Source organism: Raoultibacter massiliensis, assembly GCF_900199545.1.
Classification (GTDB): Bacteria; Actinomycetota; Coriobacteriia; order Coriobacteriales; family Eggerthellaceae; genus Raoultibacter; species Raoultibacter massiliensis.
Genome location: NZ_LT962671.1, coordinates 38751 through 61631 on the forward strand (window position 1 = coordinate 38751; position 22881 = coordinate 61631).

General features: G+C 62.4%; 21 protein-coding genes and 2 pseudogenes. All 23 read left to right on the top strand.

Annotated elements, in window-relative coordinates; translation table 11 throughout:
• Nucleotides 1–99: 99 nt before the first annotated feature.
• Complete coding sequence (locus C1719_RS04205) at nt 100–837, top strand: energy-coupling factor transporter transmembrane component T (protein ID WP_013978986.1); 738 nt, start codon at nt 100–102, stop codon at nt 835–837.
• Entirely contained in the window at nt 834–2249 is a 1416-nt protein-coding gene (locus C1719_RS04210; RefSeq protein WP_013978985.1) for an ABC transporter ATP-binding protein, read from the top strand. Before C1719_RS04205 ends, C1719_RS04210 begins: the two co-directional genes overlap by 4 nt.
• Nucleotides 2250–2299: 50 nt before the next feature.
• The gene (locus C1719_RS04215; RefSeq protein WP_087190375.1) at nt 2300–2914 is read left to right on the top strand and encodes an MptD family putative ECF transporter S component; all 615 of its coding nucleotides are present in this window, start codon (nt 2300–2302) and stop codon (nt 2912–2914) included.
• A gap of 39 nt (nt 2915–2953) precedes the next feature.
• Nucleotides 2954–6643, top strand: coding sequence for an ABC transporter ATP-binding protein (locus tag C1719_RS04220; protein WP_102374032.1), 3690 nt, complete (start codon nt 2954–2956; stop codon nt 6641–6643).
• A gap of 4 nt (nt 6644–6647) precedes the next feature.
• Complete coding sequence (locus C1719_RS15985) at nt 6648–7154, top strand: metal-dependent transcriptional regulator (protein WP_245874348.1); 507 nt, start codon at nt 6648–6650, stop codon at nt 7152–7154.
• Complete coding sequence (locus C1719_RS04230; RefSeq protein WP_013978981.1) at nt 7076–7306, top strand: hypothetical protein; 231 nt, start codon at nt 7076–7078, stop codon at nt 7304–7306. Before C1719_RS15985 ends, C1719_RS04230 begins: the two co-directional genes overlap by 79 nt.
• A 211-nt stretch (nt 7307–7517) precedes the next feature.
• Complete coding sequence (locus C1719_RS04235; protein WP_013978980.1) at nt 7518–8165, top strand: TetR/AcrR family transcriptional regulator; 648 nt, start codon at nt 7518–7520, stop codon at nt 8163–8165.
• A gap of 73 nt (nt 8166–8238) precedes the next feature.
• Nucleotides 8239–10032 (top strand): ABC transporter ATP-binding protein, encoded by a 1794-nt coding sequence (locus tag C1719_RS04240; protein WP_041690625.1) that lies wholly within the window; start codon nt 8239–8241, stop codon nt 10030–10032.
• Nucleotides 10033–10096: 64 nt separating this feature from the next.
• Nucleotides 10097–11779: an ABC transporter ATP-binding protein gene (locus tag C1719_RS04245; RefSeq protein WP_245874350.1), complete on the top strand. Its 1683-nt coding sequence runs from the start codon at nt 10097–10099 to the stop codon at nt 11777–11779.
• A 24-nt stretch (nt 11780–11803) separates the two neighbouring features.
• Entirely contained in the window at nt 11804–12385 is a 582-nt protein-coding gene (locus C1719_RS04250) for an MptD family putative ECF transporter S component (RefSeq protein ID WP_013978977.1), read from the top strand.
• Nucleotides 12385–13080: an energy-coupling factor transporter transmembrane component T family protein gene (locus tag C1719_RS04255; protein WP_013978976.1), complete on the top strand. Its 696-nt coding sequence runs from the start codon at nt 12385–12387 to the stop codon at nt 13078–13080. The genes C1719_RS04250 and C1719_RS04255 overlap by 1 nt, the downstream gene beginning before the upstream one ends.
• Nucleotides 13071–14519 (top strand): ABC transporter ATP-binding protein, encoded by a 1449-nt coding sequence (locus C1719_RS04260; RefSeq protein WP_013978975.1) that lies wholly within the window; start codon nt 13071–13073, stop codon nt 14517–14519. Before C1719_RS04255 ends, C1719_RS04260 begins: the two co-directional genes overlap by 10 nt.
• 266 nt (nt 14520–14785) lie before the next feature.
• Entirely contained in the window at nt 14786–15202 is a 417-nt protein-coding gene (locus C1719_RS04265) for a metal-dependent transcriptional regulator (protein ID WP_013978974.1), read from the top strand.
• 446 nt (nt 15203–15648) lie between these two features.
• Nucleotides 15649–15873 carry a helix-turn-helix domain-containing protein gene (locus tag C1719_RS04270; protein ID WP_013978973.1) on the top strand — a complete coding sequence of 75 codons (225 nt, stop codon included), beginning with the start codon at nt 15649–15651 and terminating at the stop codon, nt 15871–15873.
• 63 nt (nt 15874–15936) lie between these two features.
• Nucleotides 15937–16170, top strand: coding sequence for a helix-turn-helix domain-containing protein (locus tag C1719_RS04275; RefSeq protein ID WP_013978972.1), 234 nt, complete (start codon nt 15937–15939; stop codon nt 16168–16170).
• A 20-nt stretch (nt 16171–16190) separates the two neighbouring features.
• Nucleotides 16191–16652, top strand: coding sequence for a transcriptional regulator (locus tag C1719_RS04280; protein WP_013978971.1), 462 nt, complete (start codon nt 16191–16193; stop codon nt 16650–16652).
• 167 nt (nt 16653–16819) lie between these two features.
• On the top strand, nt 16820–17404 hold the full coding sequence (locus tag C1719_RS04285; RefSeq protein ID WP_239443028.1) for an ATP-binding protein: 585 nt from the start codon (nt 16820–16822) through the stop codon (nt 17402–17404).
• Nucleotides 17405–17537: 133 nt separating this feature from the next.
• Nucleotides 17538–18056 carry a hypothetical protein gene (locus C1719_RS04290; protein ID WP_013978969.1) on the top strand — a complete coding sequence of 173 codons (519 nt, stop codon included), beginning with the start codon at nt 17538–17540 and terminating at the stop codon, nt 18054–18056.
• A 91-nt stretch (nt 18057–18147) separates the two neighbouring features.
• A complete protein-coding gene (locus C1719_RS04295; RefSeq protein ID WP_013978968.1) occupies nt 18148–18696 on the top strand; it encodes a hypothetical protein in 549 nt (182 codons plus the stop codon).
• Nucleotides 18697–18759: 63 nt separating this feature from the next.
• The gene (locus tag C1719_RS04300; protein ID WP_245874352.1) at nt 18760–20289 is read left to right on the top strand and encodes a VirD4-like conjugal transfer protein, CD1115 family; all 1530 of its coding nucleotides are present in this window, start codon (nt 18760–18762) and stop codon (nt 20287–20289) included.
• A gap of 192 nt (nt 20290–20481) precedes the next feature.
• Nucleotides 20482–20697 (top strand): hypothetical protein, encoded by a 216-nt coding sequence (locus tag C1719_RS04305; protein WP_013978966.1) that lies wholly within the window; start codon nt 20482–20484, stop codon nt 20695–20697.
• Nucleotides 20698–20715: 18 nt separating this feature from the next.
• Nucleotides 20716–20832: pseudogene (locus C1719_RS04310) on the top strand (PrgI family protein); the annotation flags it as partial.
• Nucleotides 20829–22640, top strand: a pseudogene (locus tag C1719_RS04315) (VirB4-like conjugal transfer ATPase, CD1110 family); the annotation flags it as partial. The pseudogenes C1719_RS04310 and C1719_RS04315, both read left to right, overlap by 4 nt.
• Nucleotides 22641–22881 lie beyond the last annotated feature (241 nt).

Sequence of the window (22881 nt, forward strand, 5' to 3'; positions counted from 1 at the left end):
GCGCGCTCGGACTTTTCCCTCCAGGTGCAACCTGATTCAGATTAACCAAGGCTAACATTTCTTTGTCAATTATAGCGATAAAAGAAAGGCTCTCTGGTTTTGCGAAGAAGAACACGGAAAACACTCGCGGAGGACATCGATGTCAGAACGAAGGTGGCCATGCTCGTCGTGCTCATAGCGACCGGGGCTATCGTGAAGGATTACGTTCTGGGCTCGGTTCTCTTTGCCGTCGTCGTCCTCCTCTCCTTCGCAATCGGGCGCGGAAGGATGGCGGCGTCTTTCTCTTTCGCCTACCTCTTTCTCATGGGCATCTTCTGGGTCACGACGATGCTTCCGCCGAACGCCGCCGGAGCCCTCGGCTCGTTCGCCCTGGCCTGCCGCACCTGCATGCCCATCTGCTTGTTCGCGGCGGTCTTCGCGACCACTACCAAGATTGGCGACCTCACGGCCGCCCTCTACGGGATGAGGCTGCCGAAGGCGGTTGTCGTTCCGCTGGTGATAGCGGTGCGGTTCTTTCCGACGCTCAAGGAGGAGTCTTCTGCCGTAGCGGACGCGATGAGGGTGAGGGGGCTCGCCCTTTCGCTTAAGAATCTCGTTTCGAAGCCGGCGCTGATGTTCGAATCCGCGGTCGTGCCCGTGATGCTGCGCTGCGCCAAGATCGCAGACGAGCTCGCTGCTGCGGCGGTTGCGCGCGGCATCGACCGGCCTGGAAGGAAGACCTCCTACAACGCGCCCCGGTTCGGATGGGTCGATTTCCTGCCTCTCTCGATCCTTGCCGCCTGCTGCTTGCTTCTTGTGGTTGCTAAGGCCAACCAGGGGATCGGAGGGCTGCTGTGACGAAAAACGCCGTCGAGCTCAGAAGCGTCTCCTTCACCTATGCGGGGTTCGATGCCCCGGCGGTCGACGACGTGAGCTTTGCCGTCGCGCCGGGCGAATGCATCGTTCTTTGCGGGGAATCTGGCTGCGGAAAGACCACCGCGACCCGGATCGTCAACGGGCTGGCGGGCGGGTTCTATGAGGGCAGTCGGACGGGAAAGGTCCTCATAGCGGGCAGGGATGTCGACGACCTGGAGGATTGGGAGCTCTCGTCTTTGACGGGCAGCGTTTTCCAGAACCCTCGCACTCAGTTCTTCAACCTCGACACGACCGGCGAGATTGCGTTCGGCATGGAGAACCTCGGCGTTCCCAGGGAGGAGATGCACAGGCGAGTGCGCGACGTCGTGCGCGAGCTCGGCATAGAGTGCCTGATGGGCAGAGGCATCTTCGAGCTCTCCGGGGGCCAGATGCAATCGGTGGCCTTCGCGAGCGCATGGGCTTGCAAGCCGAGCGTCTACGTCCTCGACGAGCCTTCGAGCAATCTGGACCCTCCCTCCATGGAGAAGCTCGCCTCCTTCATCTCGAAAGCCAAGTCGAGCGGGTCTGCCGTGATCATCGCCGAGCACAGGCTCTCCTACCTCGCGAGCGTCGCCGACCGGTACTTGCTCTTCGAAGGCGGTTCCGTCGCCGCCGAATGGGACGCGCAGCGATTCCTGGGGCTGTCCGACGCGGAGCGAGAGTCCTGCGGGCTCAGGTCCTCCGAGCCGCCGAAGCTCGCCGACCTGATGCAGCGCCTTTCCCGTCCCGCCTCCGCCTTTCCCGCCGTCGAGGCGAGGGGAATCTATGCGGGGTACGAGAGGGGCATGCCGGTCCTCGAGGGGATTACCGTCGCGTTCGACCCCGGGAGGGTCGTCGGCGTGGTCGGGCGTAACGGAGTGGGCAAGTCCACCCTGCTCAAGTGCCTGGCGGGGATCAAGAAAGAAGAGCTCGGGCATGTTCGGTTCCAAGGATCGGTGATCCCTCCCAAGAGAAGACCCAATCATGCGTTTCTGGTCATGCAAGACCCCGACTACCAGCTCTTTCGCCCGAGCGTGCGCGACGAGTTGGCATCCGCGGCCCCGTCTCCTTCCGACGTCGACGAACTTCGTCTCGAAGCGGTCCTGGAGGAGTTTGGCCTGGGAGATGTCGCCGACCGCCATCCCGCATCGCTCTCGGGAGGGCAGAAGCAGCGGTGCGTCTGCGCCATCGCGTCGGAATCGGGGGCGCAGGCGCTTCTCCTCGACGAGCCCACGAGCGGCCTGGACTTCCGGAACATGGAACGCCTCGCGCTCATCCTTCGCGAGGAGACCTCTCGCGGAAAAACCGTGGCGGTCGTCAGCCACGACACGGAGTTCCTGTCTAAGGCCTGCGACCAGATCGTGCTCATCGAGTGAGCCGGCCTGCAAAGACTGAAAAGGATTCCTATGGAAGAAAGGATTTGGAAATGGTAGCAAAAGCAAAACGGAAGGAAAGCGGCAGCCTCAGCTCCAGGGACCTCATAGCCCTCGGCGTCTTCTCCCTTCTGTTCATGGTGGTGAGCATGCTCGTCGTGGGAATCACCTCCATGAGCGTCGTGGCGTACTGCGGCTGCTGCGCCATCGCCGCGATACCCGCCGGGATCGTCTGGGTCTACATGCATGCGCGCGTGCCGCGCGCGGGAACCTCGCTGATCATGGCCCTCGTCTTCGCCGTGATCGTCTTCGTCATCGGGTCGGGATGGCCCGTGGCGCTCGGCCTCGCCGTCGGCGGCGTCGTCTCCGAGCTGGCGCGGAAAGCGCTCGGGTACGGGAGGTTCGCAGGCGTCGCCGTGGGGTACGCGCTTTTCGAGACCTGCTGGGCGGCGGGCCTTTTCGTCCCCATGTTCGCCTCCCAGGACTACTACCGCGAGCTGATGGGGTCCAACAGCATCGACCCGGCCTACATGGAAGCCCTTCTGTCCACGGTGACTCCCGAGACGTTCGCGATCATCGCAGCCGTGACCTTCGCGGGCGGCATCATCGGCTCGCTGGTCGGACGGGCGGTGTTCAAGAAGCACCTCGAGCGCGCGGGAATCGCCTAGCGCCCTTTTTTGAAAGCAACATGAGAGAAGAGGTATTCAATGAGCAAGGAAAGCAAAGGAAGGAAGCCGGGGGCCCTTTCCCGCTGCCTGCGGTTCGCGGGGAGAAGAAAGCCCCTCGTGTTCGCCTCCATGGCGCTGGCGGTCCTATCCGCGGCGGCGTCCTTCGTCCCATACGTGGCGATCTACCTCATGATCAGGGATGCGGTCGGGGTCTATCCGAACCTGGCCGCCGTCGACGTTTCGGCGATGGCGGGCTACGCGGGCTTGGCGGTGGCAGGCATAGTCGTTGACGTGGGGTGCTATCTTGCCGCGCTTCTGTGCTCCCACGCCGCGGCATTCGACGCGCAGTACCGCACGAAGCTCGACATCGCCGCCCACCTCGGGCGAATCCCCCTCGGGCACGTCGCCAGGCTCGGCACGGGCAGGATCTCGAAGGTCATGGACGAGAGCGTCGGCGGGATCGAGCAGTTCATCGGCCACTCCATCCCGGACCTGGCGGCCACCGCCGCCGCGCCCGTCGTCTTGGCGGCGCTGCTCTTCGTCTTCGACTGGCGCTTCGGCGTCGCCACGCTGGCGGCGGTCGCCGTCGCATGCGTCGTGCAGTTCTCCGGCTACGCCGATAAGCGCGTCATGGCGAGCATGGGGCGCTACCAGGAAGTGAAAGAGCAGATGGGCAACGCCGCCGTTGAGTACGTTCGCGGAATGCGCGTCGTGAAGGCTTTCGGCCAGACGGCGCGCTCGTTCAAGCGCCTCTCCGACGCGATCAAGGACTACACGGGGCTTTCCCTCGACGTCACGCTCTTCTTCCGGAACTCCATGCCAGGCTTCACGGCGATCATCAACAACGCGTACCTGTTCGTCCTGCCCGTCGGCATACTCCTCGCCCCGGGCGCGCAGGACTGGCCGACGTTCGTGCTCTCGCTCGTCTTCTACCTCCTGTTCGTGCATTCGATATCGAGCGTGTTCGCGAAGATCCTCTACGTGAGCGAGGACGGGATGCTCGCCCAGGCAAACATCGACCGCATCGACTCGGTGCTCGGCATCGAGGAGCTCTCTTGTCCCGAGGCGCCGAAAACCCCGAAGGACGCCTCGGTGTTCCTTCGGGACGTGACTTTCTCCTACGAGGACGACGCGGAGCCGGCGTTGCGCGACGTCTCGCTGGAAATCCCTGCCGGCACGGTATGCGCGGTCGTGGGGCCGAGCGGCTCGGGCAAATCGACGCTGGCGAACCTCGTCGCCCGCTTCTGGGACGTCGATTCGGGCCAGGTTCTCGTCGGCGGCGTCGACGTCCGCGAGATGAGCCAGGACGAATTGATGGGCAGCCTCAGCCTGGTGTTCCAGGATTCCCACCTGTTCCGCGAGAGCATCGCGGACAACATCAGGCGCGGCAGGCCGGGGGCGACCGATGACGAGGTGGTCGAGGCGGCGAAGGCCGCCCAGGCGGACGCATTCATCAGCAGCCTTCCCCACGGCTACGCCACGGTAATAGGCTCCGAGGGCGTGCACCTGTCCGGCGGCGAGCAGCAGCGGATAGCCATCGCGCGCTCGATCATCTCGGACGCGCCCATCGTGGTGCTGGACGAGGCGACCGCGTTCTCCGACCCCGAGAACGAGCATTTGATCCAGATGGCGTTCGAGAGGCTCATGGCCGGCAAGACCGTGATCATGATCGCCCACAGGCTCTCCACCGTCGTCGGCGCCGACAAGATAGTCGTGCTTGACGGCGGGCGCAAAGTCGAGGAGGGCACCCATGAAGAGCTCCTCGCCGCATCGGGGACGTATGCGAAGATGTGGGGCCAGTACACGGAGGCGGTCGAATGGGGGATCGAATCCGCATCGACTGACAGCAAAGGCGAAGTTCCCGAAACGTCAGCCGTTCATGCGGCTCGGGATGGCTCTGTTGAGGAGCACGGCTCCGCGGAGGCGTTCAGTGAGCCGTCGGCCGGCAAAGCCCCTTGGCTTCAGAGGGCGTTCAATCTCTCCAAGCAGGGTTATTCTGGCCTCAAGCGCTCCGCCCTTGCATGCACCCTGAGCGACCTGGCCCTCATGATTCCCTTCGTCTGCACGGTCGCCGCGTTCGCGGCCCTTGTGGGGACCCTTGCGGGCGAGCCCTTCGACGCGAGCGCGCTCTGGGCGATCTTTGCCGTTGGGATCGCGGGGGCGGTCGTGGTCTTTTTCGCCTCGAGGAACGACTACAAGAAAACCTACGTGGCCGCCTACACCGAGTCCGAGGGCATCCGCCTGCGCCTCGCCGACCACCTGAGGAAGCTGCCCATGAGCTTCTTCAACCGCCGGGACACGACCGACGTTGCCGACCGCATCATGGGGGACGTGACGGCGCAGGAGTCCATGCTCTCCTCGACGCTCCCGCAGCTCATCGCCGGAATCGTGTCGACTGTGGTCATCTGCGTGATGCTCGCCTTCTTCGACTGGAGGCTCGCCTGCTGCGTTATGGTCACGCTTCCGCTTTCGGCGGGGGTCATCGCCTTGAGCCGACGCCATCAGTCGCGCCTTTTCGAAAGGCAGAACCGCGTCCGCCTGGATGCGCTGGCGCGCGTGCAGGACTACCTCGAAGGCATCAAGGACATAAGGGCCTGCAGGGCGGTGGGCAAGGACTCCGCCGCCATGGAGCAGGCGATGCTCGAGCTCAAGAGGGTGACGATGCGGGTCGAGCTCGCCGTCGACGTCTCCGTCTCCCTTGCAAGCGCCATCCTCCGCTCGGGAGTCGGTTTGACCGCCTGCGTCGGGGCGGTGCTTCTCGCCTCCGGCGGCGTCGACTTCATGGTTCTGCTCATGTTCTTGCTCATCGTCTCCCGCGTCTACGGGCCCATCCTCGCCCTCGTCTCGCAGCTGCCCAACCTTCTCAACCTCTCGACCAAGACGGCCCGGATCAAGGCGGTCATGGACGAGCCCGAAGCGAGGGGGTCCGCCTCGGCGGATGTGCCCGGCCACGACCTGTCCTTCCAGGGCGTCCGGTTCGGGTACGGCGACGAGGAGGTCCTTCACGGCGTCAGCTTCGACGCGCAGGAAGGAAGAGTCACCGCGCTCGTCGGGCCGAGCGGCTCGGGCAAGTCGACCTGCGCCCAGCTGGCGGCGAAATTCTGGGAGCCGGACAGCGGCAGGATCCTCTGCTCGGGCAAGGACATCGCCGGGTTCTCCGAGGAATCGTGGCTCGCGCACGTCTCCATAGTCTTCCAGGACGTGATCCTTTTCGACGACACGGTTGCGAACAATATTCGCATCGGCCGCGAAGGCGCCTCCGACGAAGAGGTGGCCGAGGCTGCAAGGGCGGCGCACTGCCTGGAGTTCATCGAGAGGCTTCCCCAGGGGTTCGACACGGTGCTGGGCGAGAACGGCGCCTCCCTCTCGGGCGGGGAGCGCCAGCGCCTCTCCATTGCGAGGGCTCTCCTGAAAGACGCGCCCGTGGTGCTCCTCGACGAGGCGACCGCCTCGCTCGACCCCGAGAACGAGACGCTTATCCAGAGAGCGGTCGGAACCCTGTGCGCAGGCAAAACGGTAATCGTCATCGCCCATCGACTGAGGACCGTCGCCAATGCGGACAAGATCGTCGTCCTAGACAGCGGGCGCGTGGCGGAGGAGGGGAACCACAAGACGCTGCTCGCCGAAGACGGGCTGTACGCGAGGCTGTGGAGGCTCCAGCAGGAAAGCTCGTCGTGGACCGTTCCCGCCGACAGGGGCGATGCCGCCGATGTCCCGACGGGCAGATGAGCGGATGGGCGGGCGAGAATCCTCCGAGGACTACCTCGAGGCCATCCTCGTGATCCGCCGCCTGCGCGGGTCGTGCCGCAACGTGGACATCGCCGAGCGCATGGGCGTCGCCAAGCCGAGCGTCACCAAGGCGCTCGGCAACCTGGCGCGCAGGGGCCTCGCCGAGGGGGTCGGCCGNGTCAGAGGACTCCTACAGACGTTTCGCGGCCTATCTCGGGAGCCGACGAGACGAGGGCGATGGCGGGTAAACGGAGGGCGGCTTGCAGGCCAGACTGGGCGACTGGCTCAGTTTCGGATACCGCCCACTAGGCAACTCCTCGCTGAGCGAGGGGACGATATCGAGCGGCGGCGATGGCAACGAGCATCGCGCCATCGCCGCCAAGCCCCGCGACGCCGAGGTGCAGCGTCTGCCGCTCCGGAAGGAGCAGACGCATGGCAGTCGAATCAGCAGGATGCCCGTACGTCAAGATCCCCGTGCCGATACAGGACACGTACTCGGTGGCGGAGATAGCGATACTCTTACGTGTGAGCAGGAACGCGGTCTACGAATGGAGCCTCCTCGAGGACGACCCCCTGCCACTGAGGAGGATGATGGGCAGAAAGAGGGGGCGCTTCGCGTTCAGGGACGAGCTCCTCGAGTGGAGCAAGCGGCACGCGACGTGATTGTAGTCAGACAGAACCTTTCAGGACGCCCCGCTCCGATTCGAGTAGAGATAGTTCCCGTCCAAATTAACTAGGCGGTTCATCGAGGCTCCTCCGCCTATCAAGCCAAGGCCGCTTCTACCGAGATATCATGAGCGTAAGAGTTGACATTGACTAACTTTGATGGCAAAATCCCCAACACGAAAGATAGCTAAGTTATTTTTGGAGGGAGGTGACCGCAGTGAGCAACGGCAACTACCAGGAGACGCACGAGCGCATCTTGAAGAGCGGTCTTGCGGCGTTTCTGGAAGAGGGGTTCGAGAAGGCGAACCTGCGCAGGATCTGCAAGGCTGCCGGCGTGACCACCGGGGCGTTCTACAAGCATTTCAAAGACAAGGAGGCGCTCTTCTCGGAGCTGGTCGAGCCGCTGGCGAGCATGATTCGCAAAGCTTACGCCCAGGGCGAGGAGCGAGGTTTCGCTGGGTACGACGAAGGGAAGCCCGTGACCCCGGAGCAGGTGCGCGCCGCGCTCGAGGCCAAGGCGGCGGGGACGCTCGCGACCACGGCGATGCTGTACTCCCATCGCGACATCTACGAGCTCCTTGTGTTCCGCTCCTACGGCACCCCCTACGAGCACTTCCTTGACTGGCTCGTCGACGAGGAGGACAGGACCACCCTCCGCGTTCTCGAGCTGATCCACGGCGCAGAGAAGGCTCGAACCGTCATCTCGAAAGAGTCTCTCCACATCGTCAACCACGCGTTCTACAGCGCCCTTTCCGAGAATATCATCCACGCGAAGAGCGTCGAGGAGCTCAACGCGACGACCGAGGTCATTTCAACGTTCTTCAATGCGGGCTGGGAGAAATATCGCATGCTTTGACGACCCTTTCTTTTTTTTGCCGTCAAAGATAACTAAGTCATTATTATCCGAGACAATAGATTGAGGTGGTGCCATGACAGAGACAAGCGAGCAAGACCGGCAAAGGGACGAGGCGGGGCGGGAAGCCATCAGGCGCCTGTCCAGACCCGTCAAAGGACGCGTCATGCTGGCGCAGGCGTTCACCGTGCTCTCGGCGCTTCTGTCCTTTGCGCCGTATTTGGCCTTGGTATGGCTGGGAGACCTATTCCTTGCAGGGGAAGGCCCGCTCGCGCAGGTCGATGCGTCCAAAGTGCACGAAATTGCGCTCCTTCTCGTTATGGCATTTCTCTCGCAGCTGTTCTTTCGCGCTCTTGCGCTCATCATCACGCATTTTGCCGATATGAAACTGCGCTACGTTATTCGCAAGGGTATCGTTGAGCGGTTGAGCCGCGCGCCTCTTGCTTGGTTTAGCGCTACGGAATCCGGCAAGGTCAGAAGCGCTGTGCAGGATGACACGAAGACGGTCCACACCGTCATCGCACACGGACCGGTCGACCGTCTTAACGGCGTTTTACAGCCGATGGTTCTTCTGGCTTTCATGTTCTGGATCAATTGGCGCTTGGCGCTCATCGGTATCGCCACAATCCCCTTCTATTTCCTGCTGCAGGCGCTCTCTATGAAGGATATGGGACCGAAAACCGCCGAGATGAACGGGCACCTTGCACAAGTGTCTTCGACGATGGTCGAGCTCGTGTCCGGCATCAAGGTGGTCAAAGCATTCGGAAAAACAGGAGAGGCGCATCGTAATTACGCGGACGCCGCATCGGCATTCTCCCAGTCGTACTGGGACTGGTGCGCCCCGCTCATTGGGCTTTGCTCGATTGCCGGCGAGCTCATCTCCTCTCCCTTACTTCTGCTGATTAATCTCGGCGGCGGCGCGCTTGTCATGGGGGCAGGGTTGGCCACTCTCCCCCAGGTTCTCGCGTGCGCGCTGATAGCCATCGTGCTTCCGACCGCCATCAGCGCTGTCGCCAACAGCACGTGGTCGTACCAGATGGCCGGCGCTGCCGCAGTCAGGCTGTGCGAGATTCTGGACACGCCGTCGATTCCCGAGTCGAAAACCTCAAAGAAGCCCGACGGGGTCGTCGTTGAGGTGAACGACGTATCGTACTCCTACGGCGATACCCAGGCCTTGCGCGGTGTCAGTCTTGTCCTTAATCCCGGCACCACGACGGCGCTCATCGGCCCGTCAGGCTCGGGTAAATCGACACTCGCCACACTCATTGCACGCTTCGACGACCCGGAAAGCGGCTCCATCCGTCTCGGCGGCGTCGATCTGAGAGACATCTCCTCCCGTGATCTCTACAACATGGTTTCGTTCGTGCTCCAGGACCCGATGCTAATCAACGCCTCCATCGGAAGAAACATTTCTTTAGCTAAGCCGGAGGCTTCCCTGGAGGAGATTCGGGAGGCTGCCCGTACGGCGCAGATCGACGATTTCATCATGTCGCTGCCCAAGGGATACGACAGCGTTTTGGGAACCGACTGCTCGCTCTCAGGCGGTGAGAGCCAGCGCGTGAGTATAGCGCGTGCCCTTTTAGCTGATACGCCGATCCTCATCATGGATGAGGCCACCGCTTTTGCTGACCCGGATTCAGAGCTCGAAATCCAGAAAGCACTAAGCGCCTTGGTCGAGGGCCGAACCGTTCTGGCCATCGCCCACCGGCTCAACGCTGTTCTAGGTGCCGATCAAATAGCCGTGTTGGAAGAAGGTAAGATCGTCGCCCTTGGAACGCATGCGGAGATTCAAGACAACGAGCATTATCAGGCGCTTCTCAAGCAAGGAGGCCTCTGCGGCAGTGAAGAAGAGGGCGATGCAGATGAGTAATTCCAAACGCTTCTTACCGAGACTTCGTCGTTATATGGACGAGGGTGATAGGCGCCAGCACCGTTTGGGAACTTTGCTCTACGCCCTTTCCGGCGTGATGTGCGGCATCGGTCTCGCCATCATGATGCCGGCGACCATGGCTCTCCAGTCCGGCGACCCCCAATGGGGCTTGACGTTTTGGGGCTGGGCAGTCGCGCTTGCGGCGGTGACAGTCGTCGGCTCAACAGCCTCGTTCTTCGGTACCAAGCTCAGCTATGCAGCGGGGTTAGGCTTCATGCGCAATATGCAGGTGGTCATCGGGAACAAGGTGTCGCGTTTGCCACTTGGCTGGTTTAAGGCGGATAGTGCCGGAAGGCTTTCGCGCATGGTTACGCAGGAAATGATCTCGACCGGACAGGCCGCTGCTCTTTATGTTGGCCAGCTTATAAAAAACGCTGCCGCCGCAATCGTGTTCTGTGCTGCCGTGTGGCTTTGGAGCTGGCAAATTGGAATCATGCTGACGCTTTCCATCCCAATCCTTTTCCTTCTTCTGCGCGTTTCACAGGCATGCGTCGGAAAAGGAAACGGGTTAGAGGATTCCGCCGAGCGGGACATCGCCGCGAGGATAGTCGAGTTCGCACGATGCCAGGGAGCCCTGCGCGCCTGCCGTGCGGGCGCCGACTATGAGGAGCTCGAGAGCAGTTTCGTAGAAGGTAGAAAGCGGTCGATCCGCGGCCTGTGGTGGAGTGCCCTCGGCGAAATTCTTTCCGGAACAAGCGTGCAGATGCTCGTTGTGAGCATGATCATTGCGGTGAGCTACTTGGGTGCAAGCGGAAGCATCGGGGCACTTGAGACGGTGGTCATGATCGGCGTCGCATTAAGGTTCACCACGCTCCTCAACGAGATTGCCTCAGCCCTATTCGGTATGGAGGACCGCCGGGCAATGCTCGACGGCATGGACGAGGTCGTCGAAGCAGCCGAGCTGCCGGTTGTAGGCGAGTCGAGAGCCCGCCCGACCGATGCAAGCGTCCGAATGGGAGAGGTTCGCTTTTCTTACATGAAGGAGAAGCCAATCCTTCGTGGAGTCGACCTCGACGTTCCGGAAGGCAGTATGGTCGCCATTGTAGGCCCGTCTGGTTGCGGCAAGACAACTATGCTCAAGCTAATCGCGCGTTTTTACGACGTCGACGATGGAGCGGTCAGGATCGGCGGCGTAGACGTCCGCGATATGACGACAGAGGATCTTTTCGCTCGGGTGTCTTTCGTTTTCCAAGACGTCTATCTCTTTAACGACACGCTGAGAAACAACGTCCTTATGGCGAACCCAGATGCTTCGGAGGAGCAGCTTCGCGCGGTCGCTGACCTTGCCGGGGTGACGGAGGTCGTCGAGCGCCTTCCTGGGGGCTGGGAGACGCTGTGCGGCGAAGGAGGTCGCTCGCTTTCCGGCGGCGAGCGGCAGCGCGTTTCCATTGCTCGAGCGCTTCTCAAGCAAGCCCCCATCGTGCTCCTGGACGAGGCGACGTCGGCTCTCGATGCGGAAAACGAGAAGAACGTCGTTCGCTCAATAGAGACGCTCAAACGGCGCTCCACGCTTATCGTGGTCGCGCACAAGCTCGAAACCGTGCGCATGGCGGACAAGATCGTGGTCATGGATAGCTCGGGCAAGGTTGCGGAGACAGGGACGCACAACGAGCTGATCGCCCTCGAAGGAGAATACAAAGACTTCTGGGACAAGCGCAACGCAAGCTCCCAGTGGCAATTGGTCTAGCAAACAGAGCAAAAGGAGGCTCACATGAAACTGAAGGACATCGCGACAATAGCGGTACTGGGAGTGATCGGATTTGCCCTCGGGATGGGCGTCGGCATGATAACAGGCATGTTCGGCGCGCTTTCCATGTACGTCTCGGCGGGATTTGCGGCCTTCTTCGTCGGTCCCGTTTACACCATCATGGCGCGCAAGGTGCAAAAACGGGGGACGGCCTTCTGCTTCTGGTTGATCTACGGCGTGCTCTACGCGATCATGGGCTTTGCCGTCGCGACGCCCCTGTGCCTGATCGCGGGCATCGTCGCAGAGATCATCGCCGGCGACTACGGAAACAAGAAGAGGGTGTGGCTGTCGTTTTCGGCATCGATGTTCATCTACTCGATGCACATGATAGTGTTCGTGCTCGTTCTGGGATCCGATGGGCTGGCGACTTTCGTCGAGAGCATCTCGCTTGAACAGGCGCAGCAGATGGTGGCGATGTACACGGTCGATATGATGGTCATCTGCGTGCTGATCAATATTGTGACCGAGCTTCTGGCCGGGCGTTTCGGAATGTTCATTAACGACAAGTTCTTCGAAAAGGGCGCGAAGGAAAGCAGGCTGGGTTGATGGGGCGAACGGGTCTGCTCGACGGCGGGCGCGAGGGGCATCTGCACCCGCTGACGCTCTTCGCGCTGACGCTTCTGGCGCTCATCCAAGCGTTTCTCGCCAATCAGCTGGTATATGCCCTCGTTCTGGCGCTGTCGTTTCTCGTCCTTTTGGACGTCTCGCCGGCGTCCTTCTTGAGGCAGCTCGCGCTCTTTGCGGTGGCATGCGGGGTCGTGCAGCTGATCCTGCATGTCGACATCGGCTATGTCACGAGCATCTTCCTGGGCGTGGCGGTTTTGGTGGTGAGGGTCTTCCCCGTCGTCAACATCGGTTGCGCCCTCATGATGACGAGCTCCTCTAAGCTTCTGGCGAGCATGCGCAAGCTGCACGTTCCGAACAGAGCCGCAGTCGGCGCAGTCATAGGGTTGCGCTTCCTCGACGAGATGGGCGGCCGCGTGAAGGAGATAAAGCGCGGGATGCGGGTTCGCGGGCTGCGCCCGAGCCCGCTTCGTCCCGTGCACGCCTTCGAGCTCTACTTCGTTCCCCTTGTGTACAAGTGCCTGCACGTGAGCGAGACGCTCGTCTCCTCCGTGATTTCGAAAGGAATCGAAGCGGACTGCGAAAAGACGAGCTACCGAAGTCTCTCCTTCGGTCTGCTTGACGGAGCCGCCTTGGGCGTCGGAGTCGTTCTTTTGGGGGTCGCGGTATGGATGTGATTGACGTCGACATTCGGTCTTTCTCGTACAAGGGAGAAGATCTCGCGGCGTTGAAGAACGTGCGGTTTTCGGTGGAGCGCGGCGAGCTCGTCGTACTCACCGGCAACTCCGGGTGCGGGAAGACCACTCTCATGCGCGCCATGAACGGCTTGATTCCCGATCAGTACGAAGGCGAGCTCGATGGGAGAATCGAGCTTCTCGGGAAAAGCCTGGGAGAGTTCTCCTCCGGCGAGCTCGCCCGCACGATCGGCAACGTGTTCCAGAATCCGACCGATCAGTTCTTCACCCGCAAGGCGGCCGACGAGGTGGCCCTCGTCGGCGAGAATCTGGGCATGCCACGCGAGGAGCTGATCGAAAGGGTCGAGTCGGCTTTCGAGAGCATGAAAATCGCGCATCTGGCGGGCAAGGACCTCATAGGCCTCTCGGGAGGAGAGAAGCAGCGCGTCGCCATAGCCTCGACGCTCGTCTACGACACCCAGGTGATTTTCTTCGACGAGCCGTCCGCTAGCCTCGACCACGAAGGGATAGAGGACTTTCGCCGAATCCTCGCCGATTTGAAGGCTCTCGGCAAGACCGTCGTCATCGCCGAGCACAGGCTTTACTTTCTGGCGGATCTCTACGACAGGCTCCACGTCATGGCGGGCGGCCAAATCGTCGATTCGTTCGCAGCGGGTCGGCTTCGTGCTGAGGATTGCGCGCGCTATGGGCTTCGTGCACTTGATTTGCACGGCTTGAATCCGGAAAACCACCGTCAGCTTGGGGCAGAGACTGCCTCAATGAAGGGCGTTTCGGTCTCCGCAGGCGGGCGAGCCCTGATCGGGCCCTTGACGCTCTCTTTGCGAGAGGGCGAGGTTATGGGCGTCCTTGGGGCAAACGGAGTCGGAAAGAGTACGCTCGCCCGGGCGATGTGCGGCCTTGCCGGCGGTCGACAGGCCTTCTCGTGGGGAGTTCGGCCTCGGCAGAGGCTTCGCCGCTCGTACTACATGATGCAAGACGTCGATTACCAGTTGTTCTTCGACACGGTGGAAAACGAAATCCTGACCGACCAGAAGAACATCGACAACGGCCGTCTCGATGAGGTGGCGCGTATCGTCAGGGCCATCGACCTATGGGACAAGAGGACCGAGCATCCGCAAAACCTATCAGGGGGCCAGAAGCAGCGTTTGGCGCTGGCTTGCGCCTTTCTGAGCAGCAAGGAGATCGTCGTTCTGGATGAGCCGACATCGGGCCTCGACTTCATGCACATGGCGAGGATTGCCGGGCTCATCGAGGAGCTTGCCGAAGGCCGTCCCGTAGCTGTTATCACCCATGACCTTGAGTTCTTGTTCAAGGTCTGTACTTCGGCTCTGATGGTGGGGCGAGACGGCTGCGAGAAGGTCGACCTGCGGGCGCCCGGATCCAGCAAAAGCGTCCTTAGGTTCATGGGGTGCGTTCGTTAGTTGTCTTCACTCGACGTAGCGGAAGCCGATTCCACGTCCCTTCCCGGATGGCAGAAGAGGCGTGCCGCATGGAGCAGTGCATCTACGGATTCTTTCGAGAACCCCTCCTCCTGCCTGGAGCGGATCGAGGATTCTCTTCGATGAGGGATCGGCATCGCCAATCGGCCGGCCCCATCGTCTTTGCCGATGCGGGGTCGGCTCGTGCGGCGGACTGTTCGCGAAGCCGTGTCGCCTGCAGGGACTAGGCGAACGAGAGGATGATTTGAATGAGGGATGAAGCCGATGCGAGCTGCGGCTCACGGAGCAGGGCGACAACCAAGTCGTCCGAAGACTACCTCGAGGCCATCCTCGTGATCCGCCGCCTGCGCGGGTCGTGCCGCAACGTGGACATCGCCGAGCGCCTGGGCTTCTCGAAGGCGAGCGTCACCAAGGCGCTCGGCAACCTGGCTCGTAAGGGCCTTGTCGAGGTGGTCGATCACGACGTTCGCTTGACCGCAGCTGGAAAGCACCTTGCCGAGGAGACGCTATCTAAACACCGCTTCTTCGAGCGTCTGCTCGCCAACGCCGGGGTGAATGCGGAAGTTGCCTCCAAAGAGGCATGCCGCATGGAGCACTGCATCTCCACGGATTCTTTCGAGAAGCTCTCCTCCCACCTAGGGCGGATTCAGGATTCCCTTCGATAAGGGATCAGCATCACCAAGCGACCGGCCTCATCGCCTTTGACAATGCTGTGCCGGCTCATATTCCAAAATAGCCACGATTCGTCTGGCGAGTTCCCCTACCAGCAAAGCGGCCCTCCGAATTGGACGGGGCCGCTTTGCTATGCCGTTCTCTTCTTCCTTGTCAGGTCCCCACCTCATCATCTCGATTATCTGCGGCCAAGGCCTTCAAGTTGCAGGACGCATCCCGAAAATCAAGGCACATAAAGCAAAACTACTACCTGGGTGGCGCTTGCGGCGGATTGCGCAGATTTCGTCAACGAATGACATGCAGGGACTTAGCGGGACAAGCCCGCTTTTACCGTTTTGACCCCACTCGACTCCGGCTCGAACATGACCGAAAGGACTTTATTGGAGCTATCGGTGCTCGAAACGCTTTAAGAGCGCCTTGTGGAGACGAAAGGAAACCCATGGACGTATCGGAAGACGGCATCAGAGGCCTTCGGCGATTCGGAGGATCGAGCCGATCGCTGTCCGACCTCGTTGATGCGGAGGAAGTGTCCCGGCATCTCGGAATAACGCCCAGAAGGGTGCTGTCGATGGCCCGCAAGGGCTCGATTCCCTGCGTGAGGCTCAGCGCGAAGACCATTCGCTTCGATATCGAAGCTGTCGACCGGGCCCTTGGAAGGCGGTAGGCATGCTGACGGCGCTCTTGCGCGCGCTGCCGCGTTCCGCCGCCTTCGGAAGGAGCACTCGACATGATTTCTGATAGAAAAGCATCTGGCGTCTTCGTCAAGACGCCCGTCCTTGTCCAGGACACGTATTCGGTCGAGGAGATTGCAATTCTGTTCCGCGTAAGCCGAAACAGCGTCTACGAGTGGCACAAGCGCGAGGACGACCCCCTGCCTTTGAGGCGCATGAACGGCAAGAAGCGCGGGTTCTTCGCCTATCGCGACGAGCTCCTCGAGTGGAGCAAGCGCAATGCGGTCTAGGGACGCGGGGAACGACCGGCATGGCGGAGCGTAGCGACGAGGCTTTCATCATCGTAAGGGAGTTCATGACGAGGGGGCTCGGCCTCACAGGCCTCCCCCTCCTTGTGTACGCCCGGATCTACGGCTTCTGCGAAAGCGGATCCCCCTACTTCGAGAGCAAGGCGCATCTGGGCAAGATTCTCGGAGTCGACACGCGAAGCGTTGTCCGAGCGGTGAGGAAGCTCGAGGAGGCGGGCCTTGTGTTCGAGGTAGGCCGCCAAGAGCTTTCCAAAGGGAGGGAGACGAAGGTCTACCGCATAGACTTCGAGGCGGCCCGAAGGGCGAAGGGGGCAATCGAGGGGGCCGGCCAGTCGACGCATGGCGAAATGCCATCGGATGACCGCGGGCCGCGCCCGTGCCGCCTTCTGCATGACCAGACGCCATGCCGACCCCTGACGCCTTGCCAGCTAATAACAAAGACGGAAAACAAAGATTACAGATAGGACGTGCCATGGGCGAATCGAAGCCGACGCATTCGGAGGCTTGCTGCGAATACTGCGGTCGCCCCCTCGCTCCATGCGTGGTCGAGTTCGGCGCCAGGCGGATCGTCGCGGGGTTCCGCGAATGCGACTGCGAGGGCGCACGCGGGCAAAGGGCGCGAGCCGAGAGGATGGAAGCCGCGAAGAGGGAAGCGCGCCTGGCCGAGCGCCGCAAGCGCGCGGGGATCCCGAAGCGGTTCCTCGGCGCGACCGTCCAGCACCAGGACCTCATCGACTACCTCGAGTCGTTCGAAGGCAGCGCAGGGCGAGGCCTCTACATATACGGCTCGGTCGGAAGGGGAAAAAGCTATTCAGCCGCAGCCTTGGCGAACGCCTTCGTGGACGCCGGCTACCGCACGGTGTTCACAACGGCATCGGCGATGCTCGAGAGGATCAAGGCGAGCTTCTCGGGGAACGGGGAGACTGATTCGGTCATTTCCAGATACGCTGCATGCGACGTCCTCGTCCTCGACGACCTCGGCAAAGAGGATGCCAAGGAGTGGTCCTCGAACATGATGTTCCTTGTGATAAACGCCCGATACGAAAACATGAGGCCGACCATCTTCACCTCGAACTACTCGCCCCAGGCGCTATCGAAAAGGCTTGGAAGGAAGGGAGAGACGGAGACCGCCGAGGCTATCGCGAGCCGGCTCTCGGAGACCACCATCCCCATCCACCTCACGGGGCCGGATATGAGGATTGCGTCAAGGATGTGACCGACGGGACTTGCCGGGACGACGGCGCCTTCTCCCGCCGACGCCATCGGCGAGTCTGTGAGTAAATCGCGACAAGAATCGAGGGCAGTCGGCGTGCGGATGGCAGCCGACTCCGGAAGGCGATGGAGGAACGATGACGGGCAGGTTGAAGGAAGCCGACGAGAGAACCAAGCGGGAGCTCACCGACAAATGCCAGGAGAACGGCTGGCTCAGGCGGGGCGGATACCCCTGGCAAGACGACCCCTACCTCGAGGAATACCCCTACGAGTTCGCGAAGGCCGGCAGCGTGGAAGAGCTGCGCGGCTTCTTCGCGCACGGAAACTGGGCGCTGCGCCAGGGGATCGTGTACGAGGATCTCGCCTTCGTGCAGCAGGTCGACGGCGGCGACGAGTGGTGGACGCTGAAGCGCACCGACTCCGGCTGGCTCGCCTTCGAGAGTTGGTCCTTCGGCCGCATCGTGCAGGAGCCCGAGAGGTTCTCACATGCGATAGAGTGCATGCATCGCGCAACTCCAGAGCAGTGCAAGCGCCTCGAGTACATGGAGGCGGTTCCGAGCATCGAGGATGCCGCCAGACGCGCACGCGATTCCATCCAGCAACTGAACAAAACGGCGATGACGCCCACGCGCGGCGCGCGGGCGGAGCTTCGCTGAACACACTTACGAAGGCGGGTTCACCCCGCCTTCTCTGTTTTCGGAAAGCGACTGGGACAGTCTGTCCCACCAAGAGGAAGGGACAAGAAGCATGACAAACGACTTCGGCGACGACTCCGGAGAGAAACTCGTCGACTGGATGATCCGCATAGGCCAGGATGCCGGCGAGGCGGCCATGATGGCCAGCGGCGAGCGGCTCGCATCGGCGTTCAGGCGCGCCCGCGGCGAAGACGCAATCGAAGGCGGGGCCGAACCTGGCCGCAGCGTGGCCGAGTGGGCAAAGCTCGACCTGTCCGAATTCACAGCGCTTCCCGAGTACGAGACCATCCGCCAGGTCATCGACGAGAAACTCTCGCGCGAGGGCATCCGACACGAGTTCGCGCCCATGCCGGAGGGCGAGCATCTCGTCTTCATGGTCGAGGATGCGCCCGCAGTGAACGAGGCTTTCAAGGACCTCGAGAAGACCACGCGCGCATCCGCCCAGCGCGCGGGAAAGGAACTCTCGCAGATGCGCGAGCGTATCAAGGGCGAACCCATCGCGGAGAAGGCGGCGCGCGCCAGGGAGGCGTCATCCCGACTGGAGGCCGCCAAGGGAAAGTCGCGCGAGATGTCGCGCGGCGTCGAGACGAGGGCGAAATGAGGCCGCTTGCGCAGGCGCTCGCGGCGGGNCCGCTGGGGAACCCTCAAGGAGGGACGAGCGTTCATGGACAGGAAAGACAAGGCGAACAACATCCTGCTCTCGAGGGACTTCGCGCTCGCGCTCAAGCCGAAGCGCTTCGACCTCAAGCACGACCGTAACCGCAACGTCTGCGTGCTCGGCGGCCCCGGATCGGGCAAGACGCGCTACTACGTCAAGCCCAACCTCATGCAGGCAAACGCCGACTTCCTCGTCACCGATCCCAAGGGAACCCTCCTCGGCGATGTCGGCTGGATGCTCGAGGACGCCGGATACGACATACGCACCTTCGACACGACCGACTTCTCCCGCTCGATGCACTACAACCCGCTTTCATACGTGAAGGACCAGGCCGACATCCTCGTCTTCGTGGAGTGCCTGATCAAGAACACCACGCCCGACGACCGCAAGGGGTCGGACCCCTTCTGGGAGAACTCCGAGCGCCTGCTCTACACGGCGCTGGTGGCCTACCTCGTCTACCACGCGCGACCCGAGGAGAGGGACCTCAACTCCCTCATGCTGCTACTGAGCCTCGCGGAGGCGCGCGAGGAGGACGAGTCCTACATGAGCCCGCTCGACCTCATATTCGAGGAGCTCGAGACGGGCATGCGCTTCATGGAGCGCGGGCGCGGGCGCGAGGCGCGGGAAGAGCGCCCCTTCGACGACGGGGGCGACTGGGGCTGGGTCCGCATCGCCGAGCCCCGCGACCCGGAGGAGGACTTCGCGCTGTCGAACTACCGCGCCTTCAAGGTGGCGGCCGGGAAGACCCTGAAGTCGATCATCATTAGCTGCAACGTGCGCTTGAAGCCCCTTTCGGTCGATGCGGTCTCCGATCTCGTCGCATACGACGAGATGGCGCTCGACTCTCTCGGCTCGGGAGAGGGCAGCCACGCCATCTTCGCGAGCATGTCGGACTCGGACTCGACTTTCGACTTCCTCTTCGCGCTGCTCATGTGGCAGGCCACGAGCGTGCTCTACAAGACGGCTCTCGCTCGCTTCGGGGGCTCGCTCAAGCGCCCCGTGCACTTCCTGCTCGACGAGTTCGGCAACATCGGCACGGTGCCCGACTTCGAGCGCGTCATCGCCACGGCCCGCTCGCGCAACGTGAGCTTCAGCATCATCCTGCAGTCGGCCAGCCAGCTCGAGCGCGCCTACAAGAAGGAGGGCGCGAAGACCATCCTGGACTGCTGCGACACCGTGGTGTTTCTCGGCGGCAAGTCGACCGAGACCAACGAGATGATCTCCAAGATGGTCGGCAAGCAGACCGTGAAGGTGCTCACGGAAAGCGACTCGAGGGGCGCGAACCGCTCCACCACCCAGAACTACAACGTGATCGAACGCGACCTCATGACGCCCGACGAGGTGGGAAGGCTCCCGCGCGACGAGTCGATCGTGCTCATCAGCGGGACCTACCCCCTGAAGGGCGCGAAGTACCGCATCGAGGAGCATCCCTCCTATCCCGAGGTGGACCCCGGGCATGCGGGCGCGAGGCACGAGGAGCGTTTCGACTTCAAGGAGTACCGGGAAAGGAGAGGCGGTGATGCGCCCATGAGATGAGAGATGGGACGGCGGGAGCCGACACTCCCTTGACAAGCGCGGCGCGGCCAGCTTCCACACAAGCCCGCCGTGCGCCGTCCCGGATGCAAAGGGGCGCGAGATGCGCTCCACGACCAATTGTACCAACCGGGGCGGCCGCCTCAAACCCAACCGTTGCGGCCGCCCACAAGCAAGACATGCAAAGGAGCCAAGATGCTCTCAAACATCATCGGACTCGTCTCCGGCTGCGTCACGTTCCTCGGCGGCTTCCTGGTCGTCTGGGGCGCGGTCTCTCTCGGGCTCGCCATCCGAGAGCAGCAGGGAGGCGCCCAGATCGCCAGCGCGATCTCGACCATCGCTGGCGGGGCGATCATCATCGCCGCCGCCATCTACTTCGGCCAGCTCGACACGTCCTGGCTCCCCGCCTAAGGGAAGGAGGATGTGCAAATGCTATCCGTAAGGGTCCAGAAGGACATCGGCGAGTACACCGAGAAGATCGTGGGCAAGCTCTCCGCGCGCACGCTCGCGTGCCTCGCAGGCGGACTCGCCTCCGCCGTCGGAGCCGNGACAAACTGTCCCAGCTAAGCGGGCTTCGCACCAAGGACCTCATCGCGCCCTCGGTGCTCGACTTCAAGCCGGACGGGCGCGCCGACTGCTACCGGGCGGACGGCGCCTGGTGCCGCGTGCTGGTCTTCCGCGGATTTGGCAGCGATCTCGAGGACGACTGCATCGCCAACGTCGTAGACCTGCCGATGCCGCTCAACGTCACGCTCCACATCCATCCCATGGGCAAGGCCGCCGCGGTGGCCTACGTGAAGAAGCGCATCGCCTGGATGGACAAGGAGGTCATCGACGAGCAGATGAGCGCGGTCAAGAAGGGCTACGACTTCTCCATCCTGCCTCCCGAGCTCTCGCACTCCAAGGAGGAGGCCGAAGAGCTCCTCGACCAGCTCCAGAACAAGAACCAGCGACTGTTCACCTACACGGGGCTCGTGTTCACCTACGCGGACACGGCAGAGGCCCTCGACCACCAGACCCGCCAGATCATGGCGGCGGCGCGCCAGCGCTCCATCGAGGTGGAGCCGCTTTCGTACCGCCAGCGCCAGGGCATGAACTCGATCCTGCCTTTGGGGCTTAACCACGTGGAGGTTTCGCGCTACATGACGACCGCGCAGATCGCCATACAGATGCCCTTCGCCTCCCAGGAGCTCAACCAGGAAGGCGGCGGCTACTACGGCCAGTCCAAGCAGTCGGGCAACCTCGTCATCTGCAACCGCAAGAAGCTCGCGAGCCCCATGGGGTTCGTCTGCGGCAAGCCGGGCTCGGGCAAGAGCTTCAGCGTCAAGCGCGAGATCATGAACACTATCCTGGCCTATCCCGACGACGAGGTAATCGTCTTCGACCCGGCGGGCGAGTACGCGCCGGTCGTGGAGCCCGCGGGCGGCACCTGCATACGCTTCTCGCCGGACACCGACACGTTCATGAACCCCTTCGACCTCTCCGACGTCGCCGACAAGGCCAACCAGGCGCAGCTCGCCTTCAAGATCGACGCGATACTGGCACTCTCGAGCGCGACCATGGCAGAGGGGCGCGAGGGGCTGCCCGAGGCAGACAAGTCGATCATCAGCCGCTGCGTGGAGCTTGCCTACATGCGCTGCGAGGACAAGGGCCGCCTGCCCGTGCTGGGCGATTTCTACGAGCTGCTGCTCGACCAGGAAGAGCCCGAGGCGCGCGACATCGCGCTGCGCTACGAGCGCTACGTGAAGGGCGCGCTGTCGTTCTTCAACCACCAGAGCAACGTCGGCTTCGAGAACCGCATCACCAACGTCGACTTCAAGGACCTCTCGCAGAACATGAGGGTCTTCGGCATGCTCACGGCGCTGGAGGCGGTGCGTAACCGCATGTACGCGAACTTCGAGCGCGGCGTGACCACCTGGCTCTACATCGACGAGGTGCAGAGCCTCTTCGGGCACCCTGCGATCATCAGCTACTTCTCTAAGTTCTGGGCGGAGGGCCGCAAGTTCAACCTCATCTGCACGGGCATCACGCAGAACTCGACCTACATGCTCGAGCACGAGGACGCCCGCAACATGGTGCTCAACTCGGACTTCGTGCTGCTCCACAAGCAAAGCCATCTGGATCGGAAAAGCTGGGTGGACCTGCTGGCCCTCTCGGCGCAGGAGGAGGGATACATCGACGACTCCATCAAGGCAGGCGAGGGGCTTCTGGTGGCGGGAGGCGTGCGCGTGCCCCTCAAGGACGACTTCCCGAAGGGCGCGCTCTACGACCTGTTCAACACCAAGCCCGAGGAGATCGCCCAGATAAAGCGCGCCCAGGCGTTCGCGCGGGCCCGGGAGGGCGGCGATGCCTGAGAGCGTTGCGAAATACTCGACCGACTCCGAACGCCTCGAGGCGACAAGCCGCGAGCAGGCGCGTGCGCTCGGGATGGACGACCGGCCAGACGCCATCTCGGCAGGGATCGTGAAAGGATCGACTGAGCGCGCGGGCGAGGCGCTCTCATCGAGGGGCAAATCTCCGGGGCGGGGCAGGGCGGACTTCGCCGAACCCTCCCCTGTCGGTGCGGGCAGGCCGAAGGTGAAATCCCGCCTCGCC